This is a genomic window from Ensifer sp. YR511 (assembly GCF_900103045.1).
Taxonomy (GTDB): Bacteria; Pseudomonadota; Alphaproteobacteria; order Rhizobiales; family Rhizobiaceae; genus Ensifer; species Ensifer adhaerens.
In genome coordinates, this window is the sequence record NZ_FNGR01000016.1 from 130,587 (window position 1) to 155,218 (window position 24,632).

The 24,632-nt window shown below is 63.0% G+C and carries 23 protein-coding genes; 14 read left to right on the forward strand and 9 right to left on the reverse strand.

Annotation, left to right across the window (positions count from 1 at the left end):
* Positions 1-4: 4 nt before the first annotated feature.
* Entirely contained in the window at positions 5-784 is a 780-nt protein-coding gene (locus tag BLU15_RS24400) for an ABC transporter ATP-binding protein (RefSeq protein WP_034796269.1), read from the reverse strand.
* Between the two features lie 66 nt (positions 785-850).
* Positions 851-1,840, reverse strand: coding sequence for an ABC transporter substrate-binding protein (locus BLU15_RS24405; RefSeq protein ID WP_090298699.1), 990 nt, complete (start codon positions 1,838-1,840; stop codon positions 851-853).
* A 161-nt stretch (positions 1,841-2,001) separates the two neighbouring features.
* Between BLU15_RS24405 and BLU15_RS24410 the strand changes: the two genes are divergently transcribed.
* The 11 genes from BLU15_RS24410 to pcaF all read left to right on the forward strand — a co-directional run bounded on the left by BLU15_RS24410 (position 2,002) and on the right by pcaF (position 13,973).
* Complete coding sequence (locus BLU15_RS24410; RefSeq protein ID WP_060580771.1) at positions 2,002-2,775, forward strand: GntR family transcriptional regulator; 774 nt, start codon at positions 2,002-2,004, stop codon at positions 2,773-2,775.
* A 100-nt stretch (positions 2,776-2,875) separates the two neighbouring features.
* Positions 2,876-3,400, forward strand: a complete 525-nt coding sequence (locus tag BLU15_RS24415; RefSeq protein ID WP_226020898.1) for a MarR family winged helix-turn-helix transcriptional regulator — start codon at positions 2,876-2,878, stop codon at positions 3,398-3,400.
* A gap of 231 nt (positions 3,401-3,631) precedes the next feature.
* Positions 3,632-5,953: a bifunctional salicylyl-CoA 5-hydroxylase/oxidoreductase gene (locus BLU15_RS24420; RefSeq protein WP_090298702.1), complete on the forward strand. Its 2,322-nt coding sequence runs from the start codon at positions 3,632-3,634 to the stop codon at positions 5,951-5,953.
* Positions 5,950-6,723 (forward strand): SDR family NAD(P)-dependent oxidoreductase, encoded by a 774-nt coding sequence (locus tag BLU15_RS24425; RefSeq protein ID WP_060580773.1) that lies wholly within the window; start codon positions 5,950-5,952, stop codon positions 6,721-6,723. The genes BLU15_RS24420 and BLU15_RS24425 overlap by 4 nt, the downstream gene beginning before the upstream one ends.
* A 2-nt stretch (positions 6,724-6,725) precedes the next feature.
* Positions 6,726-7,568, forward strand: a complete 843-nt coding sequence (locus BLU15_RS24430; RefSeq protein ID WP_090298704.1) for an enoyl-CoA hydratase family protein — start codon at positions 6,726-6,728, stop codon at positions 7,566-7,568.
* Positions 7,569-7,570: 2 nt separating this feature from the next.
* Entirely contained in the window at positions 7,571-8,767 is a 1,197-nt protein-coding gene (locus tag BLU15_RS24435) for an acyl-CoA dehydrogenase family protein (RefSeq protein WP_034796257.1), read from the forward strand.
* 15 nt (positions 8,768-8,782) lie between these two features.
* Entirely contained in the window at positions 8,783-9,970 is a 1,188-nt protein-coding gene (locus tag BLU15_RS24440; protein ID WP_090298751.1) for an acyl-CoA dehydrogenase, read from the forward strand.
* 11 nt (positions 9,971-9,981) lie between these two features.
* The gene (locus tag BLU15_RS24445; RefSeq protein WP_060518023.1) at positions 9,982-10,410 is read left to right on the forward strand and encodes an acyl-CoA thioesterase; all 429 of its coding nucleotides are present in this window, start codon (positions 9,982-9,984) and stop codon (positions 10,408-10,410) included.
* Positions 10,388-10,783, forward strand: coding sequence for a RidA family protein (locus BLU15_RS24450; protein ID WP_034796252.1), 396 nt, complete (start codon positions 10,388-10,390; stop codon positions 10,781-10,783). Before BLU15_RS24445 ends, BLU15_RS24450 begins: the two co-directional genes overlap by 23 nt.
* An 11-nt stretch (positions 10,784-10,794) precedes the next feature.
* Positions 10,795-12,765 carry a 3-hydroxyacyl-CoA dehydrogenase NAD-binding domain-containing protein gene (locus BLU15_RS24455; RefSeq protein WP_090298707.1) on the forward strand — a complete coding sequence of 657 codons (1,971 nt, stop codon included), beginning with the start codon at positions 10,795-10,797 and terminating at the stop codon, positions 12,763-12,765.
* Positions 12,766-12,770: 5 nt separating this feature from the next.
* Positions 12,771-13,973 (forward strand): 3-oxoadipyl-CoA thiolase, encoded by a 1,203-nt coding sequence (gene pcaF, locus BLU15_RS24460; RefSeq protein ID WP_090298710.1) that lies wholly within the window; start codon positions 12,771-12,773, stop codon positions 13,971-13,973.
* A 113-nt stretch (positions 13,974-14,086) separates the two neighbouring features.
* Here pcaF and BLU15_RS24465 read toward each other — a convergent pair whose 3' ends face one another.
* From BLU15_RS24465 to BLU15_RS24490, 6 genes are all read right to left on the reverse strand, one after another.
* Positions 14,087-15,211: a substrate-binding domain-containing protein gene (locus tag BLU15_RS24465; protein ID WP_090298713.1), complete on the reverse strand. Its 1,125-nt coding sequence runs from the start codon at positions 15,209-15,211 to the stop codon at positions 14,087-14,089.
* Between the two features lie 91 nt (positions 15,212-15,302).
* The gene (locus BLU15_RS24470; RefSeq protein WP_051659341.1) at positions 15,303-16,304 is read right to left on the reverse strand and encodes an ABC transporter permease; all 1,002 of its coding nucleotides are present in this window, start codon (positions 16,302-16,304) and stop codon (positions 15,303-15,305) included.
* Positions 16,301-17,281 carry an ABC transporter permease gene (locus BLU15_RS24475; RefSeq protein WP_090298716.1) on the reverse strand — a complete coding sequence of 327 codons (981 nt, stop codon included), beginning with the start codon at positions 17,279-17,281 and terminating at the stop codon, positions 16,301-16,303. Before BLU15_RS24475 ends, BLU15_RS24470 begins: the two co-directional genes overlap by 4 nt.
* On the reverse strand, positions 17,278-18,792 hold the full coding sequence (locus BLU15_RS24480; RefSeq protein WP_090298719.1) for a sugar ABC transporter ATP-binding protein: 1,515 nt from the start codon (positions 18,790-18,792) through the stop codon (positions 17,278-17,280). The genes BLU15_RS24475 and BLU15_RS24480 overlap by 4 nt, the downstream gene beginning before the upstream one ends.
* Positions 18,789-19,637, reverse strand: coding sequence for a sugar phosphate isomerase/epimerase family protein (locus BLU15_RS24485; protein ID WP_060518036.1), 849 nt, complete (start codon positions 19,635-19,637; stop codon positions 18,789-18,791). Before BLU15_RS24485 ends, BLU15_RS24480 begins: the two co-directional genes overlap by 4 nt.
* Before the next feature lie 7 nt (positions 19,638-19,644).
* Positions 19,645-20,511, reverse strand: coding sequence for a sugar phosphate isomerase/epimerase family protein (locus tag BLU15_RS24490; RefSeq protein WP_176960336.1), 867 nt, complete (start codon positions 20,509-20,511; stop codon positions 19,645-19,647).
* A gap of 161 nt (positions 20,512-20,672) precedes the next feature.
* Here BLU15_RS24490 and BLU15_RS24495 point away from each other — a divergent pair, with 161 nt between their 5' ends.
* The 3 genes from BLU15_RS24495 to BLU15_RS24505 all read left to right on the forward strand — a co-directional run bounded on the left by BLU15_RS24495 (position 20,673) and on the right by BLU15_RS24505 (position 23,087).
* Entirely contained in the window at positions 20,673-21,707 is a 1,035-nt protein-coding gene (locus BLU15_RS24495) for an AraC family transcriptional regulator (RefSeq protein ID WP_090298725.1), read from the forward strand.
* Between the two features lie 31 nt (positions 21,708-21,738).
* Positions 21,739-22,362 carry a TetR/AcrR family transcriptional regulator gene (locus tag BLU15_RS24500; protein ID WP_090298728.1) on the forward strand — a complete coding sequence of 208 codons (624 nt, stop codon included), beginning with the start codon at positions 21,739-21,741 and terminating at the stop codon, positions 22,360-22,362.
* Between the two features lie 275 nt (positions 22,363-22,637).
* On the forward strand, positions 22,638-23,087 hold the full coding sequence (locus tag BLU15_RS24505; RefSeq protein ID WP_090298731.1) for a DUF2269 family protein: 450 nt from the start codon (positions 22,638-22,640) through the stop codon (positions 23,085-23,087).
* Between the two features lie 91 nt (positions 23,088-23,178).
* On the opposite strand, the gene BLU15_RS24510 is transcribed toward BLU15_RS24505, so the two are convergent.
* A complete protein-coding gene (locus tag BLU15_RS24510; RefSeq protein ID WP_090298734.1) occupies positions 23,179-24,612 on the reverse strand; it encodes an NAD(P)(+) transhydrogenase (Re/Si-specific) subunit beta in 1,434 nt (477 codons plus the stop codon).
* Between the last annotated feature and the right edge of the window lie 20 nt (positions 24,613-24,632).

Sequence of the window (24,632 nt, forward strand, 5' to 3'; positions counted from 1 at the left end):
ATCGTCAGCTCGCCAGGAACATGCGGTCGGTTTTGACGGAGAAGTGGCCGATCAGATCCGGCACGGTCGTCTGCGCCTTTTCCTTGCCGTCGATTTCGAGACGGACGCGCCCGGCGTCGAGCATGATGACCTTGTGACCGAAATCCACCGCGTGCTGCATGTTGTGCGTCACCATCAGCGTTGTCAGCTTCAGGGCTTCGACCGCGCGGATCGTCGCCTGCATGACGATATCGGCAGTGCGCGGATCAAGCGCTGCGGTGTGTTCGTCGAGCAGCAGCAGTTCCGGCTCGCCGCCGACCGCCATGATCAAGGACAGCGATTGCCGCTGGCCGCCGGAAAGCAGCTCCACCCGTGTGTCGAGGCGGTTTTCAAGGCCGAGCCCGAGCAGCGACAAGCGTTCCCTGTAGGTGGCGAGCCGCGTCGCGTTTAGGCCGCGCCGCAGGGTGCGTTTGTTGCTGCGCAATTCGGCAAGCAGCATGTTTTCGGCCACCGTCATCGAGGCAGCGGTGCCGCGCATCGGGTCCTGGAACACGCGGGCAAGCCGCATCGCGCGCTTGTGTACGGGCGTTGCGGTCACGTCGTCGCCATTGATGACGATCTGGCCGCTATCGAGCACCAATGCACCCGAAATGGCGTTGAGCATGCTGCTCTTGCCGGCGCCGTTGGAACCGATGACGACGCCAAATTCGCCCGTGGCAAGGCTGAGATTGAGGCCGTCGAGCGCGACTTTTTCGTCCGCCTGCCCCTTGTAGAAAACTTTGCGGGCCGATCTGATTTCCAGCATTGGCTCCCCCTTAACTTATGAGATGACGGCGCTCGGGGCGCCGTCACTGAAGAGACAAGACGGAGATCAATCGACCACGCAGTTGCATTCGGTCGCGAGCGCTGCCGGCACTTCGATGCCGAAGGCAGCGGCAGCCTTCTTCGAGATCAGCGGCGCGTGATCCTCATAGGCCGGGCGCGACGGCGCGATCGTCTTCGGGTCTGCACCTTTGAGGATCTGAGCAGCGATCTTGCCGGCATTGACGCCGACCTGCTCATAGTTGACCGCAAAGCTTGCCGGTACGACGCCGTCACGCACTGCACCGTCGTCGGAGTTTACGATCGGGATCTGCGCCTGGCGCGCGGCTGCCGACACAGCACCGATCGCCGGCTGCAGCAGGTTCGATGCGGGCGTATAGATCACGTCGGCCTTGCCGGCGAAGGAGGCGATGCGCTGCTGGATGTCGTTGACATTGTCGACGCCGACCTCCACGACCTCGAAGCCTGCGTCAGGCGCTGCTTCCTTGATCTTGTCGAGCAGGGCCTGGTCGTTCGCCTCACCCGGATTATAGGGCACGCCAAAGCGCTTCGCGTTCGGCAGCAGCTTGTGGGTGAAGGCCATGACGGCGGCCACGTCCTGAAGGTCGGTCGCACCGGTCATGCCGTCGTCACCGGCCTCCCAAGACGGAACGAGCTTGGCGGCCACCGGATCGGTAACGGCGGAGAAGACGACCGGAATGCCGGAGCCGGCGAGCGCCTTCTTGGCGATCTGCGAGACGGGCGTGGTGATCGTGTAGACCAGTTTCGGCTGTTCGGCCTGCAGCTTGGCGATCATCTGCGGCACCAGCGAGGCGTCGAAATTGGTGTGGCTCTCAGTGTAGACGACGTCCTTGCCTTCGACGAAGCCGTTTTCGGCCAGCGCCTTCTTGAAGCCGGCGATCGATGCGTTCAATTGCGGATGCTCGCCAAAATTGGCGATGCCGATGCGGATCGGATCAGCGGCCGCTGCTCCCAGTCCCCATGCGATTGCACCGGCGACAACCAATCCCGAAAGCCACGTGCTCTTAAGCCTGCTCATACATCCCTCCCAGAATTTGACGAGCGTTACCGCCCTCCTCGGCGGCTTGCGCGGATCATGGAACCGCTCCGGCCTCTTGTCAAATTAATATATATATTTTCACATGAGGCGCAGAACTATATATATTTGTATCGACCCGGTGTGGGCGCTAAGGGAACCTGATGCAAGACCACGAACAGTCGACCAAAACGGAATCGGCATACCGGTTGCTGCGCCGCGACATTCTTTCGACGCGGCTGAAGCCGGGCGCGCCGATGAAGCTGAGCACGCTGCGCGAAAGCTACGGGATCGGCTGGACGCCGCTACGCGAGGCTCTGTCGCGGCTGGAGGCGGAAGGGCTGGTGACCGCCATCAGTAATCGCGGCTTTGCTGTTGCTCCGGTGTCACGCGAGGAACTCGACGACCTCACCCGCGCCCGCCTTGCCGTCGAAATGCCGCTGCTCATCGAGTCGATCGAGAACGGCGACAGCGCCTGGGAATCCGCCGTCGTCACGGCACACTACCGGCTGTCGCGCTGCAAGGTTTCCGTCGAGCGCTTCTCCGAGAGCGAAGTCGACGAGTGGGACGAGAAGCATGCCGGGTTTCATACGGCCTTGATCAGCGCTGCGAGGTCGCGCTGGCTCACGCGCTTTCAGGCGACGATCTCCGACCAGCTTCGCCGTCACCACCGCTTCCTAAGTCTGGCGCCGACGATTAGGGCCGCCGCCGGTATGAGCGCAGGCTACGAGGAGGCCGTTTCGGCGCTTGAGGACGCGATGGCGATCGAGCACCATACCGAGCTGATGGAGGCAGCACTCGATCGCGATATCGAGCGTGCCCGCACCCTGATGGCCGAGCACATCGGCTTTACCGTCAACGTCTATGTCCAGTCCGAGGATGGCGGTCGCGCGTCGCCGCTGCTCGCCCAGTCGGTACCTGGGCTTGCGTCCAAATGACGGCCCGTGACAACCTGTCCAAGACCTGCTTACCTCTCTAAAAGCAGAAAAACGAAAGAGCCGCTGATTTGCGGCCAAGGGTTGGAAGCGGACGTTGGGAATGATGGGTGAAGACAAGTTCGACACCTCGCCGGAATGGGTCGATGGCGAGACCAAGGCGCTCGAGGCTCCGGGCGATCACCGTGCAGAGCTCAGGCTATGGCTGCGTCTCTTGACCTGTTCGACACTTGTCGAAAGCGAAATCCGTCGGCGGTTGCGGGAAGAATTCGATTCGACCTTGCCGCGTTTCGACCTGATGGCCCAGCTCGAGCGTGCGCCTGACGGCATGGTGCTTGGCGAAGTCTCCAAGCGCATGATGGTCTCCCCCGGCAACATCACTGTGCTGGTGGAGCGGCTGACCGAGAGCGGCCACATCAGCCGCACGACGCTTCCGACCGACCGGCGTGTCCAGATCATCGCGCTTACCCCCTTCGGCCGCGCCGAATTCGAGAAGATGGCAGCAAGCCATGCCGACTGGATCTCGGATCTGTTTGCCGGCCTTCCGGCCAAGGAAGGCGGCGTGCTGATGGATGAGCTTGCCACACTCAAGCGGTCGATCATCGCCTCGCTCGCGCGAAATTCCTGAGTTGACGGCGCTTCTGCGTACAACTGCCTTACTTTCTGCCGCACCGGCCCCGAAGCGATGCGACGCCGCTCGGCGGCGCTGCGAGCGCCCGGCGTCGGCTTCCCATCTGCCCAAAACAATTTTAAGCTTGAAATTTCTCCTGAACGAGTCCACGTTGCTTGCAACAGTCCAGCATGGCCACTTGTGCCAGCTCGACGGTGACGCGCAGCCGGAACTCGGGAGGAGAACGACATGCGGATCGTCTGTATCGGTGGCGGGCCTGCCGGCCTTTATTTTGCGCTGCTGATGAAGCGGCAGCATCCGGAGCATCACGTCACCGTCGTCGAACGGAACCGCCCCTTTGACACATTCGGCTGGGGCGTCGTCTTTTCGGACGCGACCATGCAGTCGATGCGGCAATGGGATCCGCAGACCGCCGAGGCGATCGAGGTTTCCTTCAACCATTGGGACGACATCGAGCTGGTCTTCAAGGGCCGCAAGATCCGCACGACCGGCCACGGCTTCGTTGGCATCGGCCGCAAGAAGATGCTCAACATCCTCCAGGAACGCTGCCTCGAACTCGGCGTCGAACTGCTGTTCGAGCAGGACGTGGAAAGCGACGAGCAATTCGCCGACGCCGATCTGATCATCGCCTCCGACGGCGTCAACTCAAGGATCCGCAACAAATACGCCGACATCTTCAAGCCGGACATGGTGATCCGGCCGAACCGCTATGTCTGGCTCGGCACGGACAAGAAGTTCGACGCCTTCACCTTCGACTTCCAGCGCACCGAGCATGGCTGGTTCCAGGCGCATATCTACCGCTTCGACGAGAACACCTCGACCTTCATCGTTGAGACCACCGACGACGTCTTCCGCGCCCATGGTCTCGACCAGATGGACCAGGACCAGTCGATCGCGTTCTGCGAAAAGCTCTTTGAAGGCACGCTCGACGGCCACAAGCTGATGACCAATGCGCGGCACTTGCGCGGCTCCGCCTGGCTGAACTTCGGCCGGCTGATCTGCGAAAAGTGGAGCCATTTCAACGGCCACAGCCATGTCGTGTTGATGGGCGACAGTGCCCACACGGCCCATTTCGCCATCGGCTCGGGCACCAAGCTTGCGATCGATGACGCGATCGAGCTCACCCGCCAGTTCGATATTCTGGGCCACGACAAGGCAAATATTCCCGCCGTGCTGTCGGCTTACGAAGAGGTGCGCCGCGTCGATGTCGCCCGCATCCAGAATGCGGCCCGCAATGCGATGGAATGGTTCGAAGTGGTCGGCACGCGCTATGCCGACACGCTGGAGCCCGAACAGTTCATGTATTCGATGCTGACCCGCTCGCAGCGCATCAGCCACGAGAACCTTCGCCTGCGCGACAAGGACTGGCTCGAAGGCTTCGAGCGCTGGTTTGCCGAACGCGCCGGTGTGGCGCCGGCGGCGAACGGGGCGGTTCCGCCGCCGATGTTTACGCCGTTCAAGCTCCGCGGCCTGACGCTGAAGAACCGCATCGTGGTTTCGCCGATGGCGATGTATTCGGCAGCCGACGGCGTGCCGAACGATTTTCATCTCGTTCATCTCGGCGCGCGCGCCATGGGCGGTGCGGCGCTCGTCTTCCCGGAAATGACCTGTGTGTCGGCCGATGCCCGCATCACGCCCGGATGTCTGGGGCTCTGGAGCGACGAGCAGGCCCAGGCCTTCAAGCGCATCGTCGATTTCGTACACCAGCAGACCCCCGCCAAGATCGGCATCCAGCTCGGCCATGCCGGCCGCAAGGGCGCGACAAAGGTCGCCTGGGAGGGGATCGATCAGCCCTTGGCCGAAGGCGGCTGGCCACTCATCTCCGCGTCCGCCCTGCCCTACCTCAAGCATTCGGACATGCCGCGCGAAATGACGCGGGAGGATATGGACCGGGTCGTCACCGATTTCGTGCGGGCCACCGAACGGGCCCGTGACCTCGGTTTCGATATCCTCGAACTGCACGTCGCGCACGGCTACCTGCTGTCGAGCTTCCTGTCGCCGCTTACCAATCTGCGCACCGACGACTATGGCGGCGATCACGCCGCCCGCGCCCGCTTCCCGCTCGAAGTGTTCCACGCAGTGCGTAAAGTCTGGCCCGAGGACCGGCCGATGTCGGTTCGCCTCTCAACCCATGACTGGCACGAGGGCGGCAACACGCCCGAGGACGCGGCAATTTTCGCCCGCCTGTTCAAGGAGGCGGGCGCCGACATGATCGACTGCTCGTCCGGCCAGGTGGTGAAAGAAGAAAAACCGGTCTATGGCCGCCTGTTCCAGACGCCATTTTCCGATAAGATCCGCAACGAGATCCAGGTTCCGACCATTGCGGTCGGGGCGATTTCCGAGGCCGACCACGCCAATTCGATCATCGCAGCCGGTCGAGCCGATCTCTGCGCGATTGCCCGCCCGCATCTGGCCGATCCGTCCTTCGTGATGCACGAAGCGGCAAAGATTGGCTATGACGGTGAGCCCTGGCCGAAACAGTACCATTCGGCTCGGGCCCAGTACGTGAACAACCTGGCGCGCGCCGCAACGACGGCAGGCAAGCCATGATAAGGCACGCCCTCGTCACAGGCGCCGGCAGCGGTATCGGCAAGGCGATTGCCCTTAGGCTCGCCGCCGACGGCCACATCGTCAGCCTCGCCGGTCGGCGCGCAGCACCGCTTGAAGCGGTACGGGGCGACATCCTTGCTGCCGGCGGACAGGCCTTTGTCCGTGACGGCTTCGATGTGACCAACCCGCAGGCCGTCGAGCAAGGTATCACGGCTGCGATCGCTGAAGCCGGAGAGATTGCCGTTCTCGTCAACTGCGCCGGCGAAGCGCCCTCGGCGCCGTTCGAAAAGACCGACTTCGCGCTTTGGCAGCGGGTGCTTTCCATCAACCTGACCGGCGTCTATCTGGTGACGCAGGCAGCGCTTGCCTCCGTGCGGCGGGCCGGCAACGGCCGGATCGTCAACGTTGCGAGCACCGCGGGCCTGACCGGCTATGCTTATGTTTCGGCCTATTGCGCGTCGAAGCACGGCGTCATCGGCCTGACGAGGGCACTGGCGCTTGAGCTTGCGCGCACCGACGTCACCGTCAATGCCGTCTGCCCCGGCTTCACCGACACGCCGCTGATCGACGGCGCGCTCGATACGATCAGCGAAAAGACCGGCCGTTCGCGCGAGGAAGCGCGCGCCAGCCTTGCTCGCTCCAACCCGCAGGGACGCCTGGTGACGCCGGAAGAAGTCGCCCACACGGTCTCCTGGCTCGTGTCGGAAAAGGCGACGGCAATCACTGGTCAGGCGATCGCTGTCGCCGGCGGCGAAGTTCTCGGAGGATAGAGATGACAAACCCGATGCAGGCCAAGAAGCGCGCCTTCAAAGACCACAAGGCCAAGCACTTCCTGTTCGAAACGGATGCCGACGGACGCGTCGCCACGATCACCCTCAACCGCCCGGAAAAGAAGAACCCGCTGACCTTCGAAAGCTACGAGGAACTTTGCGATCTTTTCCGCTCGCTTGCCCGCGCCAGCGACGTGCGCGCGGTCGTGCTGGCCGGCGCCGGTGACAACTTTTCATCCGGTGGCGACGTGTTCGAGATCATCGAGCCGCTGACGCGTATGGCGATGCCCGATCTGCTGGATTTTACCCGCACGACCGGCGAACTGGTCCGCCAGATCCGCGCCTGCCCGCAGCCGGTCATAGCAGCCGTCGACGGCATCTGCGCCGGCGCCGGTGCCATTCTGGCCATGGCCTCGGACTTCCGTGTGGCAACGCCCGAGGCGAAGACGGCCTTTCTCTTTACCCGCGTCGGGCTGGCCGGCGCCGACATGGGCGCCTGCGGCATTCTTCCCCGCATCATCGGCCAGGGCCGCGCCGCCGACCTGCTCTTCACCGGCCGCGTCATGACCGCGACGGAAGGCCACGCCTGGGGCTTCTACAATGCTCTGCACGAGCGTCCATCGCTGCTTGCCGAAGCCCAGAAATTCGCACGCAGTATCGCCGACGGCCCCTGGTTTGCCCATGCGATGACCAAGAAGATGCTCGACCAGGAATGGGCGATGGGTATCGACCAACTGATCGAATCGGAAGCCCAGGCGCAAGCGATCTGCATGGCGACCGGCGACTTCCGCCGCGCCTTCGAGGCCTTTGCCGCCAAGGCGAAGCCTGAATTCAAGGGGAACTGAGCATGAGTTCCCATGGCACGACCTTGCGCCCACCTTCCCGCGATCATCTCGACTGGCCGTTCTACGATGACAGTCACCGTGCGCTCGCTGCGGAACTCGACGCCTTCGTGGCTCGTGGCGGCCTCGGCGAGATCGATCACGCTGATGTCGATGCCGCCTGCAAGCAGCTGGTCGCGGCACTCGGTACTGCAGGCGTGCTTCGCCATTGCGTCCCAAAGGCGTTCGGCGGTGCTAGCGACGAGATCGACAGCCGGTCGCTCTGCCTCATCCGCGAAACGCTCGCCTACACAGACGGGCTTGCCGACTTTGCCTTCGCCATGCAGGGCCTCGGGACGGGTGCGATCAGCCTGTCCGGCTCCGAGGCGTTGAAACACGCCGTCCTGTCCAAGGTCGCCCGCGGCGAATGGATCTCCGCCTTTGCGCTTTCCGAACCCGAGGCCGGCTCGGATGTCGCGGCGATGGCGTGCGCTGCGCGCCGGGATGGCGATCATTTCGTACTCGACGGTGAAAAGACCTGGATCTCGAACGGCGGCATCGCCGACGTCTATACCGTCTTTGCCCGCACAGGCGAGGCGCCGGGTACGCGCGGCATTTCCGCCTTCGTGGTCTTCGCCGATACGCCGGGCTTTACCATCCCCGAGCGCATCGAGACGATTGCGCCGCATCCGCTCGCCCGCCTTCGTTTCGACAATTGCCGCATCCCGGCGTCGCAACTTCTGGGCGCGTCTGGCGAAGGCTTCAAGATCGCCATGCGCACCCTCGACATTTTCCGCCCGTCCGTGGCAGCCGCCGCGATCGGATTTGCCCGGCGCGCGCTTGACGAGGCGGTGGCCCACGCGAAGAGCCGCAGGATGTTCGGCGCGACCCTTGGCGATCTGCCGACGGCGCAAAGCACGCTTGGCGAGATGGCGACCGCTATCGACGCGGCAGCACTCCTGACCGGCCGCACGGCGTGGCAACGCGACGTGCAGAAACGACCAACGACGCGCGAAGCGGCGATGGCCAAGATGACCGCGACCGAGAACGCGCAATGGGTCATCGACCAGGCGCTGCAGCTCTTTGGCGGCCGCGGCGTGCGCGTCGGCGAGATCACCGAGCGGCTCTATCGCGAGATCCGCGCGCTCAGAATCTACGAGGGCGCGACCGAGGTTCAAAAGCTCATCATCGGCCGCGAGCTGATGAAGGGCACGGGACGATAACAAGGGGTGTCGAACATGCATGGTTCGAAGGCGTCATTCGACTGGCAGGACCCGTTCAACCTGGATCAGCAGTTGAGCGAAGAAGAACGCATGGTGCGCCAGACCGCTGCGCGCTATGCCGAAGACCGTCTGGCTCCGCGCGTCCAGGAGGCATTCCGCCACGAGAAAACCGATCCGTCGGTCTTTGCCGAGATGGGCGAACTCGGCCTGCTCGGTCCGATGGTGTCGGAGGAATACGGGGGCGCCGGCCTCAACTACGTTTCCTACGGCCTGATCGCCCGAGAGGTCGAACGCATCGACAGCGGCTACCGCTCGATGATGAGCGTGCAGTCTTCGCTCGTCATCGTGCCGATCTATACCTTCGGCAGTGAAGCGCAGAAGCGCAAATACCTGCCAGGACTGATTGCCGGCACCAAGATCGGCTGCTTTGGCCTGACCGCGCCAGACCACGGTTCTGATCCCGGATCGATGATCACCAAGGCCGCCAAGGTCGATGGCGGCTATCTGCTGTCCGGTTCAAAGACATGGATCTCCAATGCGCCGATCGCCGACGTGTTCGTCGTCTGGGCAAAGACATCAGATGGCGCTATCCGCGGCTTCATCCTCGAAAAGGGGTGGAAGGGTCTCAGCGCGCCGGCGATCCACGGCAAGGTGGGCTTAAGGGCATCGATCACCGGCCAGATCGTCATGGACGAGGTCTTCGTGCCGGACGAAAACATGCTGCCTGAGGTGACAGGACTGAAGGGCCCCTTCACCTGCCTCAACTCCGCGCGCTTCGGCATCGCCTGGGGCGCCCTTGGTGCAGCCGAGTCCTGCTATGACACGGCGCGGCAATACGTGATCGACCGCAAGCAGTTCGGCCGGCCGCTTGCCGCCAACCAGCTGATCCAGAAGAAGCTTGCGGACATGGCAACCGAAATCGCCCTTGGCCTGCAGGGCTGCCTGCGCCTCGGGCGCATGAAGGATGAAGGCAATCCGCCGGTCGAACTGACCTCGATCCTCAAGCGCAACTCCTGCGGAAAAGCGTTGGAAATCGCCAGAACTGCGCGCGACATGCTCGGCGGCAACGGCATTTCGGACGAATTTCCGGTGGCCCGCCACCTCGTCAATCTGGAAGTGGTCAACACCTATGAGGGTACCCACGACATCCATGCGCTGATCCTCGGCCGTGCCATCACCGGCATTGCCGCCTTTGCGAACTGAGGTCGGCATCGATGTTCAGGACCACGAGACCACTGCGGTTCGGAGACTGCGACCCCTCGGGGATCGCCTACTTCCCGTCCTATCTCAATATTCTTGTCGGGGTGACGGAGGACTTCTTCGCCTCGCTCGGCTTTCCCTGGAAAGCCATGAACGACGAGCGGCGGATCGGCGTGCCGACGGTGCGCCTCGATCTCACCTTCTCTCGACCGGGCTTCCAGGGCGACGATCTGGATTTCGCGCTGGCGGTGCGCGGCATTGGCCGCTCGTCGCTCGACATGGAGCACACGGTCTCGGCGAGAGGCACCGTGCTCTGGACAGCAAAACAGCGGGTCGTTGCCACCTCGCTCGACAATCACGCTTCTTGTGCCTGGCCGGACGATATCCGCGCCGCGCTGACACAACATCTGGAGACGACCGATGCACACCATCCTGCAACCTGAAGGCTGGGCTAAGCCCATCGGCTATGCCAACGGCGTCTCGGCCAAAGGCCGCACCGTCTTCATCGGCGGCCAAATCGGCTGGAACGCGCAGTCCGAGTTCGAGACCGACGATTTCGTCGAGCAGGTGCGCCAGACACTGAAGAACGTGGTCGCAGTGCTTGCGGCCGGCGGCGCCGAACCGCAGCACATCACCACCATGACCTGGTACTTCACCGACAAGCAGGAATATGTCGGCAATCTGCGCGGCATCGGCCAGGCCTATCGCGACATCATCGGCCGGCATTTCCCGGCCATGGCTGCGATGCAGGTCGTCTCGCTCGTCGAAGACCGCGCCAAGATCGAGATCCAGGCAACGGCCGTCGTCCCCGATTGAGGTTTGGCAGCATGGCCGAGATCCGATTTTCCGAAAGCGTTTCCGCCCGACTTGAAGGTGGCGTTCTCGTCGTTACCATCGACAACGCGCCCGTCAACGCGCTCTCCGCGGATGTCCGTTCCGGCCTGATGGCGGCGCTTGACCATGTTGCCGAACGGTCGACGATTGCGGGTCTCGTCATCACCGGCGCCGGTAATACCTTCATCGGCGGCGCGGATATCAGGGAGTTTGGCAAGCCGCCGGTGGCGCCCCTGCTTCCCGAAGTGATCGAGCGCATCGAGACCTTCGACAAGCCGGTTGCCGCAGCCGTCAACGGCGCCGCCCTTGGCGGCGGCTGCGAGGTGGCGCTTGCCTGCCACGGCCGGATTGCCGGCGAGAAGGTGTCGTTCGGCCTGCCCGAGGTAAAGCTCGGGCTTGTCCCGGGTGCTGGCGGGACGCAGCGCTTGCCACGCCTGATCGGCACGGTCATGGCGATCGATCTCATCGGAACCGGCCGTGCCGTGAAGGCCGCCGAAGCTGTGGCGCTTGGGCTTGCCGACAGCCTTGCCGCCGATCCTGTCGCTGTTGCTCTGGCTTTCGTTCAAGAGCAAGCTGGCAAGCCGCTCCGTCGGACCGGCATAATCGCCGTCCCGCCTGCGGACGCCGAAGCCGTCGGCGCGGTGGAAGCGAAGGTTCTGGCAAAGGCCCGCGGCCAGGCTGCCCCCGCCGAGGCAATCCGCCTCGTTAAGGCAGCCGGTGAACTCGACCTGAAGCAAGGACTGGCTGAGGAACGCGCGACTTTCCTGCGCCTGCGGGATTCGGTCGAGTCAGCGGCCCTCAGGCATGTGTTTTTTGCGGAGCGCGCCGCCGGCAAGGTCGAAGGGCTCGACAAGGTTTCGCCTCGGCCGATCGCGATCGTCGGTGTCGTCGGCACCGGGCTGATGGGGTCCGGCATCGCGGTCTCCGCCTTGACCTCCGGCTACCGCGTGGTCGCCTTCGAGCAGACGGAAGAAGCCGCAGCCGGCGGACGGGCACGCATTGCCGAGACGCTCGGCAAGACCGTGCGGGCTGGACGATTGACTGCTGACGGACGCGACGAATGCCTCGCGCGGCTGCAGACCACCGCAGAAGCCGTTGAGCTCGCGAAAGCTGACCTCGTCATCGAAGCGGTGTTCGACGACCTCCAGGTCAAGACGGAGTTGTTTCAGAAGCTTGACGACATAGTCGCACCGGGCGCCATCCTCGCGACCAACACCAGTTATCTCGACCCCGATGCGATCGCGGCGGCGACGGTCGATCCATCACGGGTGGTGGGCCTGCATTTCTTTTCGCCCGCCAACGTGATGCGGCTCGTCGAAGTCGTTGATTGCGCCAAGACCGCGCCGGACGTCCTGGCGACGGCGCTTGCCTTCGTCAAACGCCTCGGCAAGCTGCCGGTCGTAACCGGGGTCACCGAAGGCTTCATCGGCAACCGCATTTTCTCGGCCTATCGCCGCGAGGCGGAGTTCATGCTGGAAGATGGGGCACTGCCGCAGGAGATCGACGCCGCGCTCGAGGCCTATGGCTTTCCGATGGGCATCTTCGCCGTCAACGACATGGCCGGACTGGAGATTGCCTGGGCACGACGCAAGCGACAGGCGGCAACACGCGATCCTGCCGCACGCTATGTCGAAATCGCCGACAGGCTCTGCGAGGCCGGCCGTCTCGGCCGCAAGAGTGGCCGCGGCTGGTACGCCTATCCCGATGGTGAGCGCACCGTTGATCCCGACGTCACGGCGACGATCGAAACGGCGCGGGCAGCCAAGGGCATCACGCCGCGCGCCTTTAAATCCGATGAGATCATGAACCGGCTTCTGAACGCCATGTGCGACGAAGGCAAGGCGCTGCTCGCCGAAGGCATCGCCGCACGTCCCGGCGACATCGATCTCGTGATGATCAACGGCTACGGATTTCCCGCGCACAAGGGAGGGCCGATGTTTGCAGCCGGGCAAAGCAAAGGATAAATCTCATGGCTGAAGCCTACATCGTCGGCGGCGTGCGCACCCCCATCGGCCGCTACGGCGGGGCACTCTCGAGCGCCCGCCCGGACGATCTTGCGGCCCATGTGATCCGCGAGGCGCTGGCGCGTGTTTCGTCCATTCCGGCCGAAGCGATCGACGAGGTCGTACTTGGCTGCGCCAACCAGGCGGGTGAGGACAATCGCAACGTCGCCCGCATGGCCGCCTTGCTCGCCGGGCTACCGGAGACGGTCGCCGGAACGACGATCAACCGGCTGTGCGGTTCCGGTCTGGACGCGGTCGGTTATGCCGCTCGCGCGATCCGGCTGGGAGAGGCCGAAATCGTGGTCGCCGGCGGCGTCGAAAGCATGTCGCGTGCGCCCTTCGTCATGCCGAAGGCCGAAAGCCCGTTCCAGCGCAGCACCGAGATCCACGACACGACGATCGGCTGGCGCTTCATCAACACGGCCATGAAAGACCGATACGGCATCGACTCGATGCCGGAGACCGCCGAAAACGTCGCCGCCGAATTTTCCATCTCCCGCAAAGATCAGGACGCCTTTGCACTGCGCAGCCAGGCGCGCGCGGCAGTTGCGCAAAAGAGCGGGCGTCTCGCCCGCGAGATCGCCGCCTACGCGATCAAGGGACTCAAGGGCGAGACGACCCACGTCGAACACGACGAACATCCGCGCGAGACGACGCTCGAAAAGCTTGCGAGCCTGCCGACGCCGTTCCGCGCCAATGGCACGGTAACCGCGGGCAACGCATCGGGCGTCAACGACGGCGCGGCCGCGCTCATTCTCGCCTCAGCCGGCGCGGTCGAGCGCTACGGACTTCAGCCCTTGGCCCGCGTCGACGGCATGGCAACGGCCGGTGTTGCCCCACGCATCATGGGCATCGGACCGGTCTTTTCCACGCACAAGCTCCTGGAACGTTTTGGTCTCGGCATCGGCGACATCGATGTCGTCGAGTTGAACGAGGCCTTTGCAGCGCAGGCGCTCGCCTGCATGCGGCAACTGGGGCTTGCCGACGATGCGCCCCGTGTCAATCCGAACGGCGGCGCCATCGCGCTCGGCCATCCGCTCGGCATGTCCGGTGCACGCCTGGCGTTGACCGCCGCGTTGGAGCTCGAAGCGCAGGGTGCCAAGCGTGCGATGGCCACCATGTGCATCGGCGTCGGACAGGGCATCTCGATGCTGTTGACACGGCCGTAGCGGCTGCACGCTTCGTGCCGTCAGCCGAAGGCCGCTCAAGACGATGAGAAAGCTGGGCTTGCTACTCAGCTGATGGGACTGAGACCGAGCCGCAAGCGGCTCGGTCTTCAAGCTTATTTTCCACCCCAGGCGGCGGGATAGTCCGGCAGCTTCTCGCAGCCGCACATGGCGTGATGCAGCGGGGGCATCTTGGCGTCGACATATTGATCGAGCGTTTCTGCCGTGATCGCCGGCTGCGGCATTACCCATTCCGGACCCGGCACCGCCTCGCCCTGCAGCACCTTCACTGCCGCGATGATTGGCGTGCGCCATTGGTAGGTCGGATAGGTCGGGGCTATCGCCTTGAAGCCTTCCGACTTCCACTTGACCAGGAAGTCCTGCTGGTCCTCGCCGGTAATGATCGGGGGCGGCAGGCCCGCATCCTCGAAGGCTTCGAGGGCTGCAACTGCTGTGGCACCAGCGTCCATCCAGATCGCGTCGATTTTGCCGCGTTGCAGGTAGTCTTCGACGATCGACTTGGTCTTGGCATTGTCGCCCTCGGTGAATTCCTCGCCGATGACGTTCAGCCCTGTCTCCTTAAAAATGCGCTTGGCCGCGGACGCGCGGGTCTCGAGCACATCGACACCCGGTACGATGCGCAGCATCAGGACGTCGGCGCCCGCGGGTGCCGTCGCCGCCACGAACTCGCCTGCCTGGATACCGAAGCCGTAACCACCCACCGGATGGATGAAGGTGACCGGGCATTTGGTGTTGACGCCGCGGTCAAAGACGATCACCGGCAGCTTGGCACAAGCCTTCTCGACTGCAGGCGTTAGGGCTGCCGTCGTATTCGGCGAGACAATCAGGGCCGAACATTTGCCGCCGTTGATGAGGTCGTCGATGTCGGCGATCTGCTTGTCGTCGGACCCTTCGGCATCGACGTGAATGAGCTCCTTGATTTCCGGATGGAGCTTTACTTCGGCCTGCATGTTCGTCCAGCCGGTTACCCGCCAGGCATTGTTCACGCCGGCGTTCGAAAAGCAGATCGTGTAGGGACCTGGCTTCTTGTGCTTTGCGGTGTCGGCCATCTGGTCGCCGTAGTACTGCTCCCAAGGCTCCCCTTCCGGACCATTGGCCTTGGCCGTCAGCAGCGTCCGCTGTCTGTCGAACTCGGCAGTATCGTCGAAGTTCAGCTGTTGGCTATGCGCCGTGCCGGCGACGAGCGCAGCCGAAAGTGCGGCGGTCAGCAATTTTTTCATGTCTCACTCCCATTGATCATGATTTTTCAGTTCCTCCCGATGGCCTGGAGCGGAATGCGGAAAGTGCCCGCAACCGCTCTCACCCTCGAAATCAGGTCCCGCCGGCGCGGTTGCGCCGGTAGGTTGCAAGCACGACTGCGGCGATCAGGATCAAGCCCTGGACGACATCGCGCGTCGGCTTCGGCAGTCCGATGAAGTTGAGCAGCGTGAAGATGGCGGTCAGCGTCAGCGCGCCTGCAATCGAGGCGGGCACGGAGCCGCGGCCGCCGAGAAGCTGCGCTCCGCCGATCACGCAGGCGGTGATCGCCTGCAGCTCGTAGCCGACGCCGACATCGGTTGATACGCCCGCAAATCCACCGAGCAGGATGCCGGCCGTCACCGCGCTCAGCGACGAGGCGACAAAGGCGATGATGCGCACCCTCTCGATCGGCACACCCGACATTTGCGCCGCGCGCGGATTGTCGCCGAGCGCATGCAGCATGCGCCCGAGATTGGTGCGATGCATGAGCCAGAAGAAGACGAAGCCGACGACCAACAGCACCAGCAATGCCACCGGCAGGAACTGGATCAATGGAATGCCCTGAAGGCTGGCGCGCCCGAAGAAGCGGAACGTCTCCGGCAGGTAGCCGCGCGGTGATCCGCTCGACCACATGAAGGCAGCACCATTGAGCGTGATCATCATGCCGAGCGTGGCGATCAATGACGGCACCCGCAGATAGGAAACGACCAGGCCGTTCACCACGCCGACGGCGAGCCCCACCGCATACATGACCGCAATCACCCACCAGGTCGCATCGGCACTGTTGTCGAGCAGCATCGACGAGCCGACGACCGTCAGCGTGATGAGCGAGCCTGCCGAAAGGTCAAAACCGCCGGAGACGATCACGTAGATTTGGCCGGCCGCAAGGATTGCAAGAGGAGCGGCTCGCTTCAGGAAATTCATGTAGCCCGTGGGCTCGATGAAGTTCGGGTTCGAAAACGTGATGGCAACGAGAAGGGCTGCCAGCACGAAGAAGACGGGATTGATCTTCGGCAGCCGCCCAATGCTTGCCACGCCGCGCGTCTTTGCGGAGCCGACGGTTTCCTGGATCATGCCACTATCCTCTTTGAACGGACTGCGTAAAAGGCGACGGCGGCGACGATGATGATGCCGCGCATTACCTGCTTGGCGAAGGCGTCAATGCCGGCGAGATTGAAGATGGAATCGATCAGCGAGAAAATGATCACGCCGGCAACAGTGCCCCAGATCCCACCCTTGCCGCCGGAGAGGATTGTGCCGCCGATGACGACGACGGCGATCGATTCCAGATCATAGGCGCCCTCCGTGCCGATCCAGGGCGAACCGGATTTCAGGCGGCTGGCCAAATAGAGGCCGGCGAGCGCCGCGCAAAGGCTGCAGATGATATGGCTCGCCATGACGACCCGCGTCGTGTTGATGCCGGCCGCGCGCGCCGTGTCGCGGTTGCCTCCAACCGAGTAGATGTTGGAGCCGAAGCGCGTGAAGCGCAGCACGATCCACGCGCCAAGGACCAACAGCGCCAGAACGACCAGGCTGACCGGCAGCCCGAGCACCTCGCCATAGGCGAAGTACTGGAACGCATCCGGTACCGAGCCGCCGAACCGGCCATGAAAGGAGGCAAGACAGCCCTGAATGATCAGCGCCATGCCGAGCGTCGCGATAAGCGGGTTGACATCGAGGCGGGTGATCAGGAGCCCGTTGAGGGTTCCGACCACCGTCCCCATCACGAGCACCGCAGCAACGGCCGGCACCATCATCGCCGGGTCGCCGTTCATGATCGCAGAGGACACCACGGCCGAGGCCGAGATGAGATGGGCCACCGACAGGTCGATCGAGCCGACGAGGATGGTGAAGGTCTGCCCAACGGCGGTGATGCCGAGCGCGATGGACCTGTTAAGGATGGAGACGGTCGCCTCCGGTGTCAGGAAGCGTGTCAGGCCGAGGCTGAGCGCAATCGCCGCATAGATCAGGACGGCCAGACCGAGCAGCAGCGCCGGCGCGTAGTGTTCCATGCGCCAGGCCGGACGCCGGATGAGAGTTGCCTTGTTCATGCTGCCACCGCCTCCTCGCCAGTTGCCGCCAACATCACATCGGCTTCAGAGACCCCGCGCGAAAACGCCGCGACGAGTTCGCCGTTCCGCATCACAAGGATGCGGTCGGAGACGCCGAGAACCTCCGGGAGATCGGACGAGACCATCATGATGGCCGTGCCCTTGCGCGCGAGATCGCGCATCAGGTGGTAGATCCCGGCCTTGGCATTGACGTCGATGCCGCGTGTCGGCTCGATGAAGATCAACAGCCGAGGCGCTAGCGCCAGCCAGCGCGCAACGATGGCTTTCTGCTGGTTGCCGCCCGACAGCGCCTTGATGTCCTGGGCAAAGCTGCCGGCGCGCACGTCGAGTTCGCGCAGCAGCTTTTCCATCGCTTCCGCCGAAACGAAAGGCGTCGCATTGGCATTGCCGGAAAGGCCGGAGAGTGCGCGAGACGTAAGCATGCCGTTGTCGACGACCGATTGCATCAACACCAGCGCTTCGGCCTTGCGATCGCCCGGCAGCAACCCGACCCCGGCGGTGATCGCCTCGCGCGGACTGGTGAACCGCGCCGGCTTGTCGGAAAGGGTGATCTCACCCTTGGTGAAGGGCGAAAGGCCGAATATCGCCTGCGCGAGCGCGACGCGCCCTGCCCCTTGCAAGCCCGAAAAACCGACGATCTCGCCTGCGCGCAGTTCGAAGGACACATTTTTCAGCCGTTCGTTGCCGGCGTTGCGGACTGAGAGCACGACGTCGCCGATCTCCTGCGGTGCTGCCGGTTGCGCATAGAAATCGCCAAGGTCGCGGCCCACCATGGCTCGTACGATCGCCTCGGGCTCAGGCACATGGTCGAAACGAACCGCCACCTCGCCATCCTTGAGCACGGTAACACAATCGGCCAGCCGCGTGATTTCGGGCATGCGGTGGGTGATGTAGACGATCGCCACACCGCTCTTCTTCAAGGTGTCGACGAGACCGTAGAGCACCTCGCATTCGGCCTCGTTCAGCGCTGCCGTCGGCTCGTCCATCACGATCACCTTTGCCTCTAGCGACACCGCCTTGGCGATCTCCACCAGTTGCTGGCTGGCGACGTCGAGGTCAGCGACAACGGTGCTCGGCTCGATCCGGTGCGCCGAGCCGAAGAGCGCAAGCACGCGCCGCGCTTCGTCGTTCATCGCCCTGTGGTCGATCAGACCGCGGCGCGTCGGCTCGCGTCCGAGGAAGATGTTCTGTGCGACGGTTCGCTCGGGCAGCAGGGAGAATTCCTGATAGATGACGGCAATGCCCGCGCGGATCGCCGCAAGCGGATGCGTGAAATGCCGTTCCCCACCGTTTACGACAACCGCGCCTGCGTCCGGCCGATAGATGCCGGAGAGGATCTTCATCAGCGTCGACTTGCCGGCACCGTTTTCTCCCGCCAGCGCATGGACCTCACCGCAATGCGCGGAGAAGCTGACGTTTTTCAACGCCTTGACACCGGGGAAACTCTTGGCGATGCCGCGCATCTCGATAGCGGGGTGTTTCGTGTTCATGCAGCAGCCCATGTCTTGCGGATGAATGTCGCGCTCTCGGAAAAGAGCGTATCGAAGTCGGGAAACAGCGGCCGCCAGACGCGGGTCGCCGTCGCGATCGCCGGCAGCCCGGCGCCGAATGCCTCAAGCGTCAGCCAACCGTCATAGCCGATCTCCTTCAACACCGTGAACATCGCGCCAAATTCGATATGCCCCCGCCCGGGAATGCCACGATCGTTCTCGGAGACATGGAAGACCCCGATATCCTGGCCAATCAGGCGGATCGCCGCCTCCGGCCGACGCTCCTCCACATTGGCATGGAACGTGTCGTACATGATCTTGAAGGCAGGATGCGCCACGCGATCCACATAGGCACGCGCCTGCTCCATCGTGTTGAGAAAATAAGTCTCGAAGCGATTGAGCGGCTCGAGGCTCAAATGCATGCCGTTGGCCGCCGCCCGCTCCGCCAGCGCATGGTGCGCGTCTGCCCCATACTTCAACTCGTCTTCGCTGGCGCCCCGGCCGGTAAAGAAGCCGATCGGGGCATGAAACGGCCCGCCCATGCTTTCAGCACCAAGCGCTATTGCGCAATCCAGCGCCCAGTCGAGATGGGAAAGCCCGCGCGCCCGCACTTCGGCATCGCAACTGACGGGGTTTGCCTCAGGCGTCGGGACGATCGATGTGGTGGATCGGCCAAGGCCGAGCCCGTCCAATTCGCGGCCCAGGCGTTCGTAGTGACTGACCTTGCCCGACAGAACCGGCACTTCGACGCCATCATAGCCGAGATCGCGCAACCGGCCGATATTGTCGAGATGCCTCTCCTCGACGAAATCGGTCAGGCAAAGGAGATTGATACCAAGCTTCATGACGCGCTCACTTCAGCGAAATGCCGAGATCGCGACACGTCGCGCGGATCCAGGCCAGTGACGTTTCGATCATCGGGCCGGCGGCGCCTTCGCATTCGAGGCTGAGTACGCCGTCGTAGCCGTGGTCGCGAAGCATGGCGAGACAGGTCTTGATACTCTCGGCATTGACGCCATCGCCGAGCGCACAATGGCTGACCGCGATCCCGGTCTGTCCGCCACGGGCAGCCGCTGCCAGCGACGGTGACACGTCCTTAAGATGGACATGAGACACCCTGTCGATGAACCGCGACAGAAACTGCGGCGGCTCCTGGCCGGCGATGAAGGTGTTGCCGGTGTCCATGTTCATGCGCAGCCACTTGCTGTTTGCGAAGGCGAGCATGCGCTCCATGAATTCCGGACGCGTCGTGAAATGACCATGAGGCTCGATGTTGACGACGATCTCGTGCGCTTCAGCGACTTCGACGATCTTTTGGTAGCTGCGCTTCATCAGCGCCATCGACTCTTCTTCGGTAAGTCCGGGCGGCATGTGGAGCCCGTCGGTCGTGTCGACGCAGGGACTGCCGGCCTGCGCGGCCCAGGCAATCGACTTCAGCACATAGGGCACACCTCTGAGCGGTCCGTCCTCACCAGACAGCGGATAGGCCGCATCGACCTGGGAAAAGCGCACGCCGTAACGCTCCATCTTGCGACGCAAGAGGACCGGGTCCTCGTAGAGCGCGACATGCGGTTGATAGCCCAGTCCGTGGATCCAGCTCACGCCGTCGATCAGACCACACTCGATGAAGTGCAAATCGTTGTCGCTTGCCCATTCCAGGCATTTTTCAAACGACCAGTAGGCCGAGTTGAACGCGTCCGTGTGGAAGCCTATCCGCACCGGCAAAATCCTCCCAATTTCCCCCATGCCATTGAGTTTCAATGGCAAATCATCAGCGTCTCCAAAATGGAGCTTGATGATGTCCAAGCATTGCGCAATAAATCGCTGCCTGCGTTCGAAATAGACGACTGGTAAATTTTATACATCAGCGGGGGAGCGGAATGACGAAGAGCAGCAACGAACGGGCCGTCAATCGGCCCGCTGTCTTCCGCGAGCCGGGCGCCCTGCTCTATGCCGGCAATTGCCAGGACCTGATGAAGGCCTCGCTTGCCGGCCAGGTGTCGCTCAACGCCTGGACGCGACGCGGCTATCCCGGCATCGACCTCGGCGCGGCGCTGCCGCAGGTCTGTTCCGTCGGCGGATGGGATGCGACGACCCCGCAGGACTGGGGCCTGCGCGAACATTGCAACGAGGGGGTCAAGATCGCCTATCTGGCGCGCGGCTCATTGACGATCACCATGGATGGCCGCAGGACGACGATCAATGAAGGCCAGATGTTCGTCGTGCGGCCCTGGCAGCTGCACGCGCTCGGCGATCCCAATGTCGGTGCCAGCCACATAATCTGGGTGCTCATGGATATGGGCGTGCGCCGACCACATGAAACCTGGCTGTGGCCCGACTGGATCGGCTGGCCCGAGCGCGACCGAAAGCGCCTGAGCGAACTTCTGTCGAAGAACGAACAGATTTCCTACAACGCCTCCCGCGAGGTCACGCGCACCTTCCTCGACATCCACGAGGTGGTGGCAGGCGGCGATATCGACGGTGGAGAGGCGCACCTGCGCCTCTTGATTTCGATGATGCTGCTGCAATTCCGCCAGATGCTGGAAAGCCAGGCACCGGTTCTCGATCTTGCTCTTGCAAGCTCGAAGCGCACGGTCGAGATCTTCCTGAAGCGGCTGCGTCATGCGCTCGACGAGGACTGGACGCTCGAGAACATGGCGGCGGAGTGCAATCTTTCCCGCACGCAATTTTCGCAGCATTGCCAGGTGCTGACCAACATGACGCCTGTCCGCTACCTCCAGACGCTCCGACTCAACGCGGCACGGCTGCTTCTTGAAAGCGGCGCGCAATCGGTCACCAACATCGCCTTTGATTGCGGCTTCTCATCGAGCCAATACTTTGCCACCTGTTACAAGAAGCGCTTCGGGTTTTCGCCAATGGAAACGCCGCGTCCGTCCCTATCGATCGCCAACTGAAAGTGGGCCGCCGCGACCGGATTAAAGCCGAATGGACAAGAAAGCTCTCCTGACGCCACGAAAGGCCGCTTCGCAGCAACGCTCGCGAGCGATGATCGAGGCCTTGGTCGAAGCGACTGCGCGTGCATTGATCAAAGAAGGATTTGAACGCGCCAACACAAACCGGATTGCCGAAGAGGCTGGCGTCAGCATCGGCTCTCTCTATCAGTATTTTCCGGGCAAGGAAGCGCTCGTCGTTGCCGTCATCGAACGCCACAAGAGCGAGATGGTGGATGTCTTGCGGGGTACGCTGGCCAAAGTGGCGACGCTGCCGCTCGACAGTGCCGTGCGCGAACTGGTCAAGACGATGATCGATGCTCATCGTGTGAACCCGGACCTTCATCGGGTGTTGGTCGAGGAAACGCCACGTGCAGGGCGGATCGGTACGATCGACGGTTTTGACAGAGAGTTCTACGGGTTGATCAGGGCTTATCTCGAATTGCACAAGGCAGAACTGCGGCCGATGGATCTGGATCTGGCCGCTTACATTTGCGTCAGCTGCACGGAGGCGCTGACGCACGGCGCGGTGGTCGACAGTCCAGAGAAGCTAAACGATGGGAACGTCGACGCCTTCATCAACGAAGTGACGACGCTGATCACGCGCTACCTGAAGTAACGTCCTTCGGGTAGCAGACATCCAAGATGCGAGCTGGGTCTTGGCGATTTGACGTCGCTCCGTGAACGCCGGCTTCCAACTGCGCGAACTACTGGGGGAATATGAACCGGGAGCTCGCAGAGACAGCTTCTCGAACGCGAGTAGATTTTTGCGAGTGATCGCTCACAATTGAGGCTGCACGCGGCCAGTCCGACAGCCAACCTCGTGTCGAAATCAAATGCAGCACGAGCGGTCGAGCGACCGCTTCTCGAAGCTCCATACCAAGGTAACAAGAGATGTACGCACACGTCGTGATAATTCATGCCGCGGCCATGGGCACGGCATTTCTGCTGTTTGCGGCAAGGGAGCTCCTTTTCATTTCTGCCCGGCGAGGGCAAATCGGGGCTGCAAAGTTTGCCCTGACCGCAAACAGGATTGCAGGTCTGCTCACCGGCATAGGGATTGCCGGAGGCATTGGCCTCATCGTTTTGGGTGGGTGGCCGCTATCGACACCCTGGCTACTGATGTCATTCACCCTGATCGCCGCCTTGATGATTGTCGAAAGCAGGGTCGTGCGGCCATGGGAGGCACAGGTGCATCCAGCCCTTGAAGGCACGATCGACAAATTGGAAGTCCGAACGCTTCTTAGAAACAAGCGCGCTTTGGGCGGCCGCCTGGCATCGATCTCGCTTTTTGCTCTGATAATAGCGCTGATGGTCGTCAAACCCGACCTACTCGGCGCCTAGGGCGACGCCATCGGACGCATCGATCGCTCATCAACGGAGTTGAACTCACCGCCCCTATGTGCGGAGCGATGAGTTCTTTTTCAGGGCGTCATCACGCCAACGCGGGCAGCAGTTGGTCGATGCTCTTCTTGGCGTCACCGTAGAACATGCGGGTGTTGTCCTTGTAGAACAGCGGGTTCTCGATGCCGGAGTAACCGGTTCCCTGGCCACGCTTGGAGACGAACACCTGTTTGGCCTTCCAGACTTCGAGCACCGGCATGCCGGCGATCGGTGAGTTCGGATCCTCCTGGGCGGCCGGATTGACGATGTCGTTCGAGCCGATGACGATGACGACATCGGTTTCGTGGAAGTCTTCGTTGATCTCGTCCATCTCGAGCACGATGTCGTAGGGAACCTTCGCTTCGGCCAAAAGCACGTTCATGTGGCCCGGCAGACGTCCGGCGACCGGATGAATGGCAAAGCGCACGTTCTTGCCGGCCGCCCGCAGCTTGCGGGTGAGCTCGGAGACCGATTGCTGCGCCTGCGCCACCGCCATGCCGTAGCCCGGCACGATGATGACACTGTCGGCATCGTTGAGGGCGGCGGCAACGCCGTCGGCATCGATGGCGATCTGTTCGCCGGTGATTTCCATCTGCGGGCCGGTGGTCGCACCGAAGCCGCCGAGGATGACCGACAGGAACGAGCGGTTCATCGCCTTGCACATGATGTAGGAGAGGATCGCGCCCGAGGAGCCGACCAGCGCGCCGGTGACGATCAACAGGTCGTTGCCGAGCGTGAAGCCGATGGCAGCGGCCGCCCAGCCGGAATAGCTGTTCAGCATCGACACCACCACCGGCATGTCGGCGCCGCCGATGCCCATGATCAGGTGATAGCCGATGAAGAAGGCGGCGAGCGTCATGACAAGCAGCGTCCAGGTGCCGGCACCATTGACGTAGAGCACCAGCAGCACGAGCGAGAGAAGGGCAGCACCGGCATTGAGCAGGTGACCGCCCGGCAGCTTCTTGGCCTTGCCGTCGACCTTGCCGGCAAGCTTGCCGAAGGCGATGACGGAGCCGGTGAAGGTGACAGCACCGATGAAGACGCCGAGGAAGACCTCGACCTTCATGATCGACAGTTCCACCGGTTCCTTGTGCGCGAGGATCGCGGCAAAGCCGGTCAATGCAGAGCGGGCCGCCGCATCGAGGCCGGCGACATCAGCCGCCTCGACATGGGCGTTGAAGCCGATGAAGACTGCGGCAAGACCGACGAAGGAATGGAGTGCTGCAACGAGTTGCGGCATCTCGGTCATCTGGACGCGGGAGGCGACGAAGTGGCCGAGCACGGCGCCGCCGGCGATCATCAGCGCGATGATGAACCAGTTGCCGACATCAGGTCCGAAGACCGTGGCGACAATGGCAAGCGCCATGCCCGTCATGCCGTACCAGACGGCGCGCTTGGCGCTTTCCTGGCCCGAAAGCCCGCCGAGCGAGAGGATGAAGAGGACGGCTGCCGCAATATAGGCGGCCGATACGATACCGATCATCATAATGTTTACCCCTGCCCGAT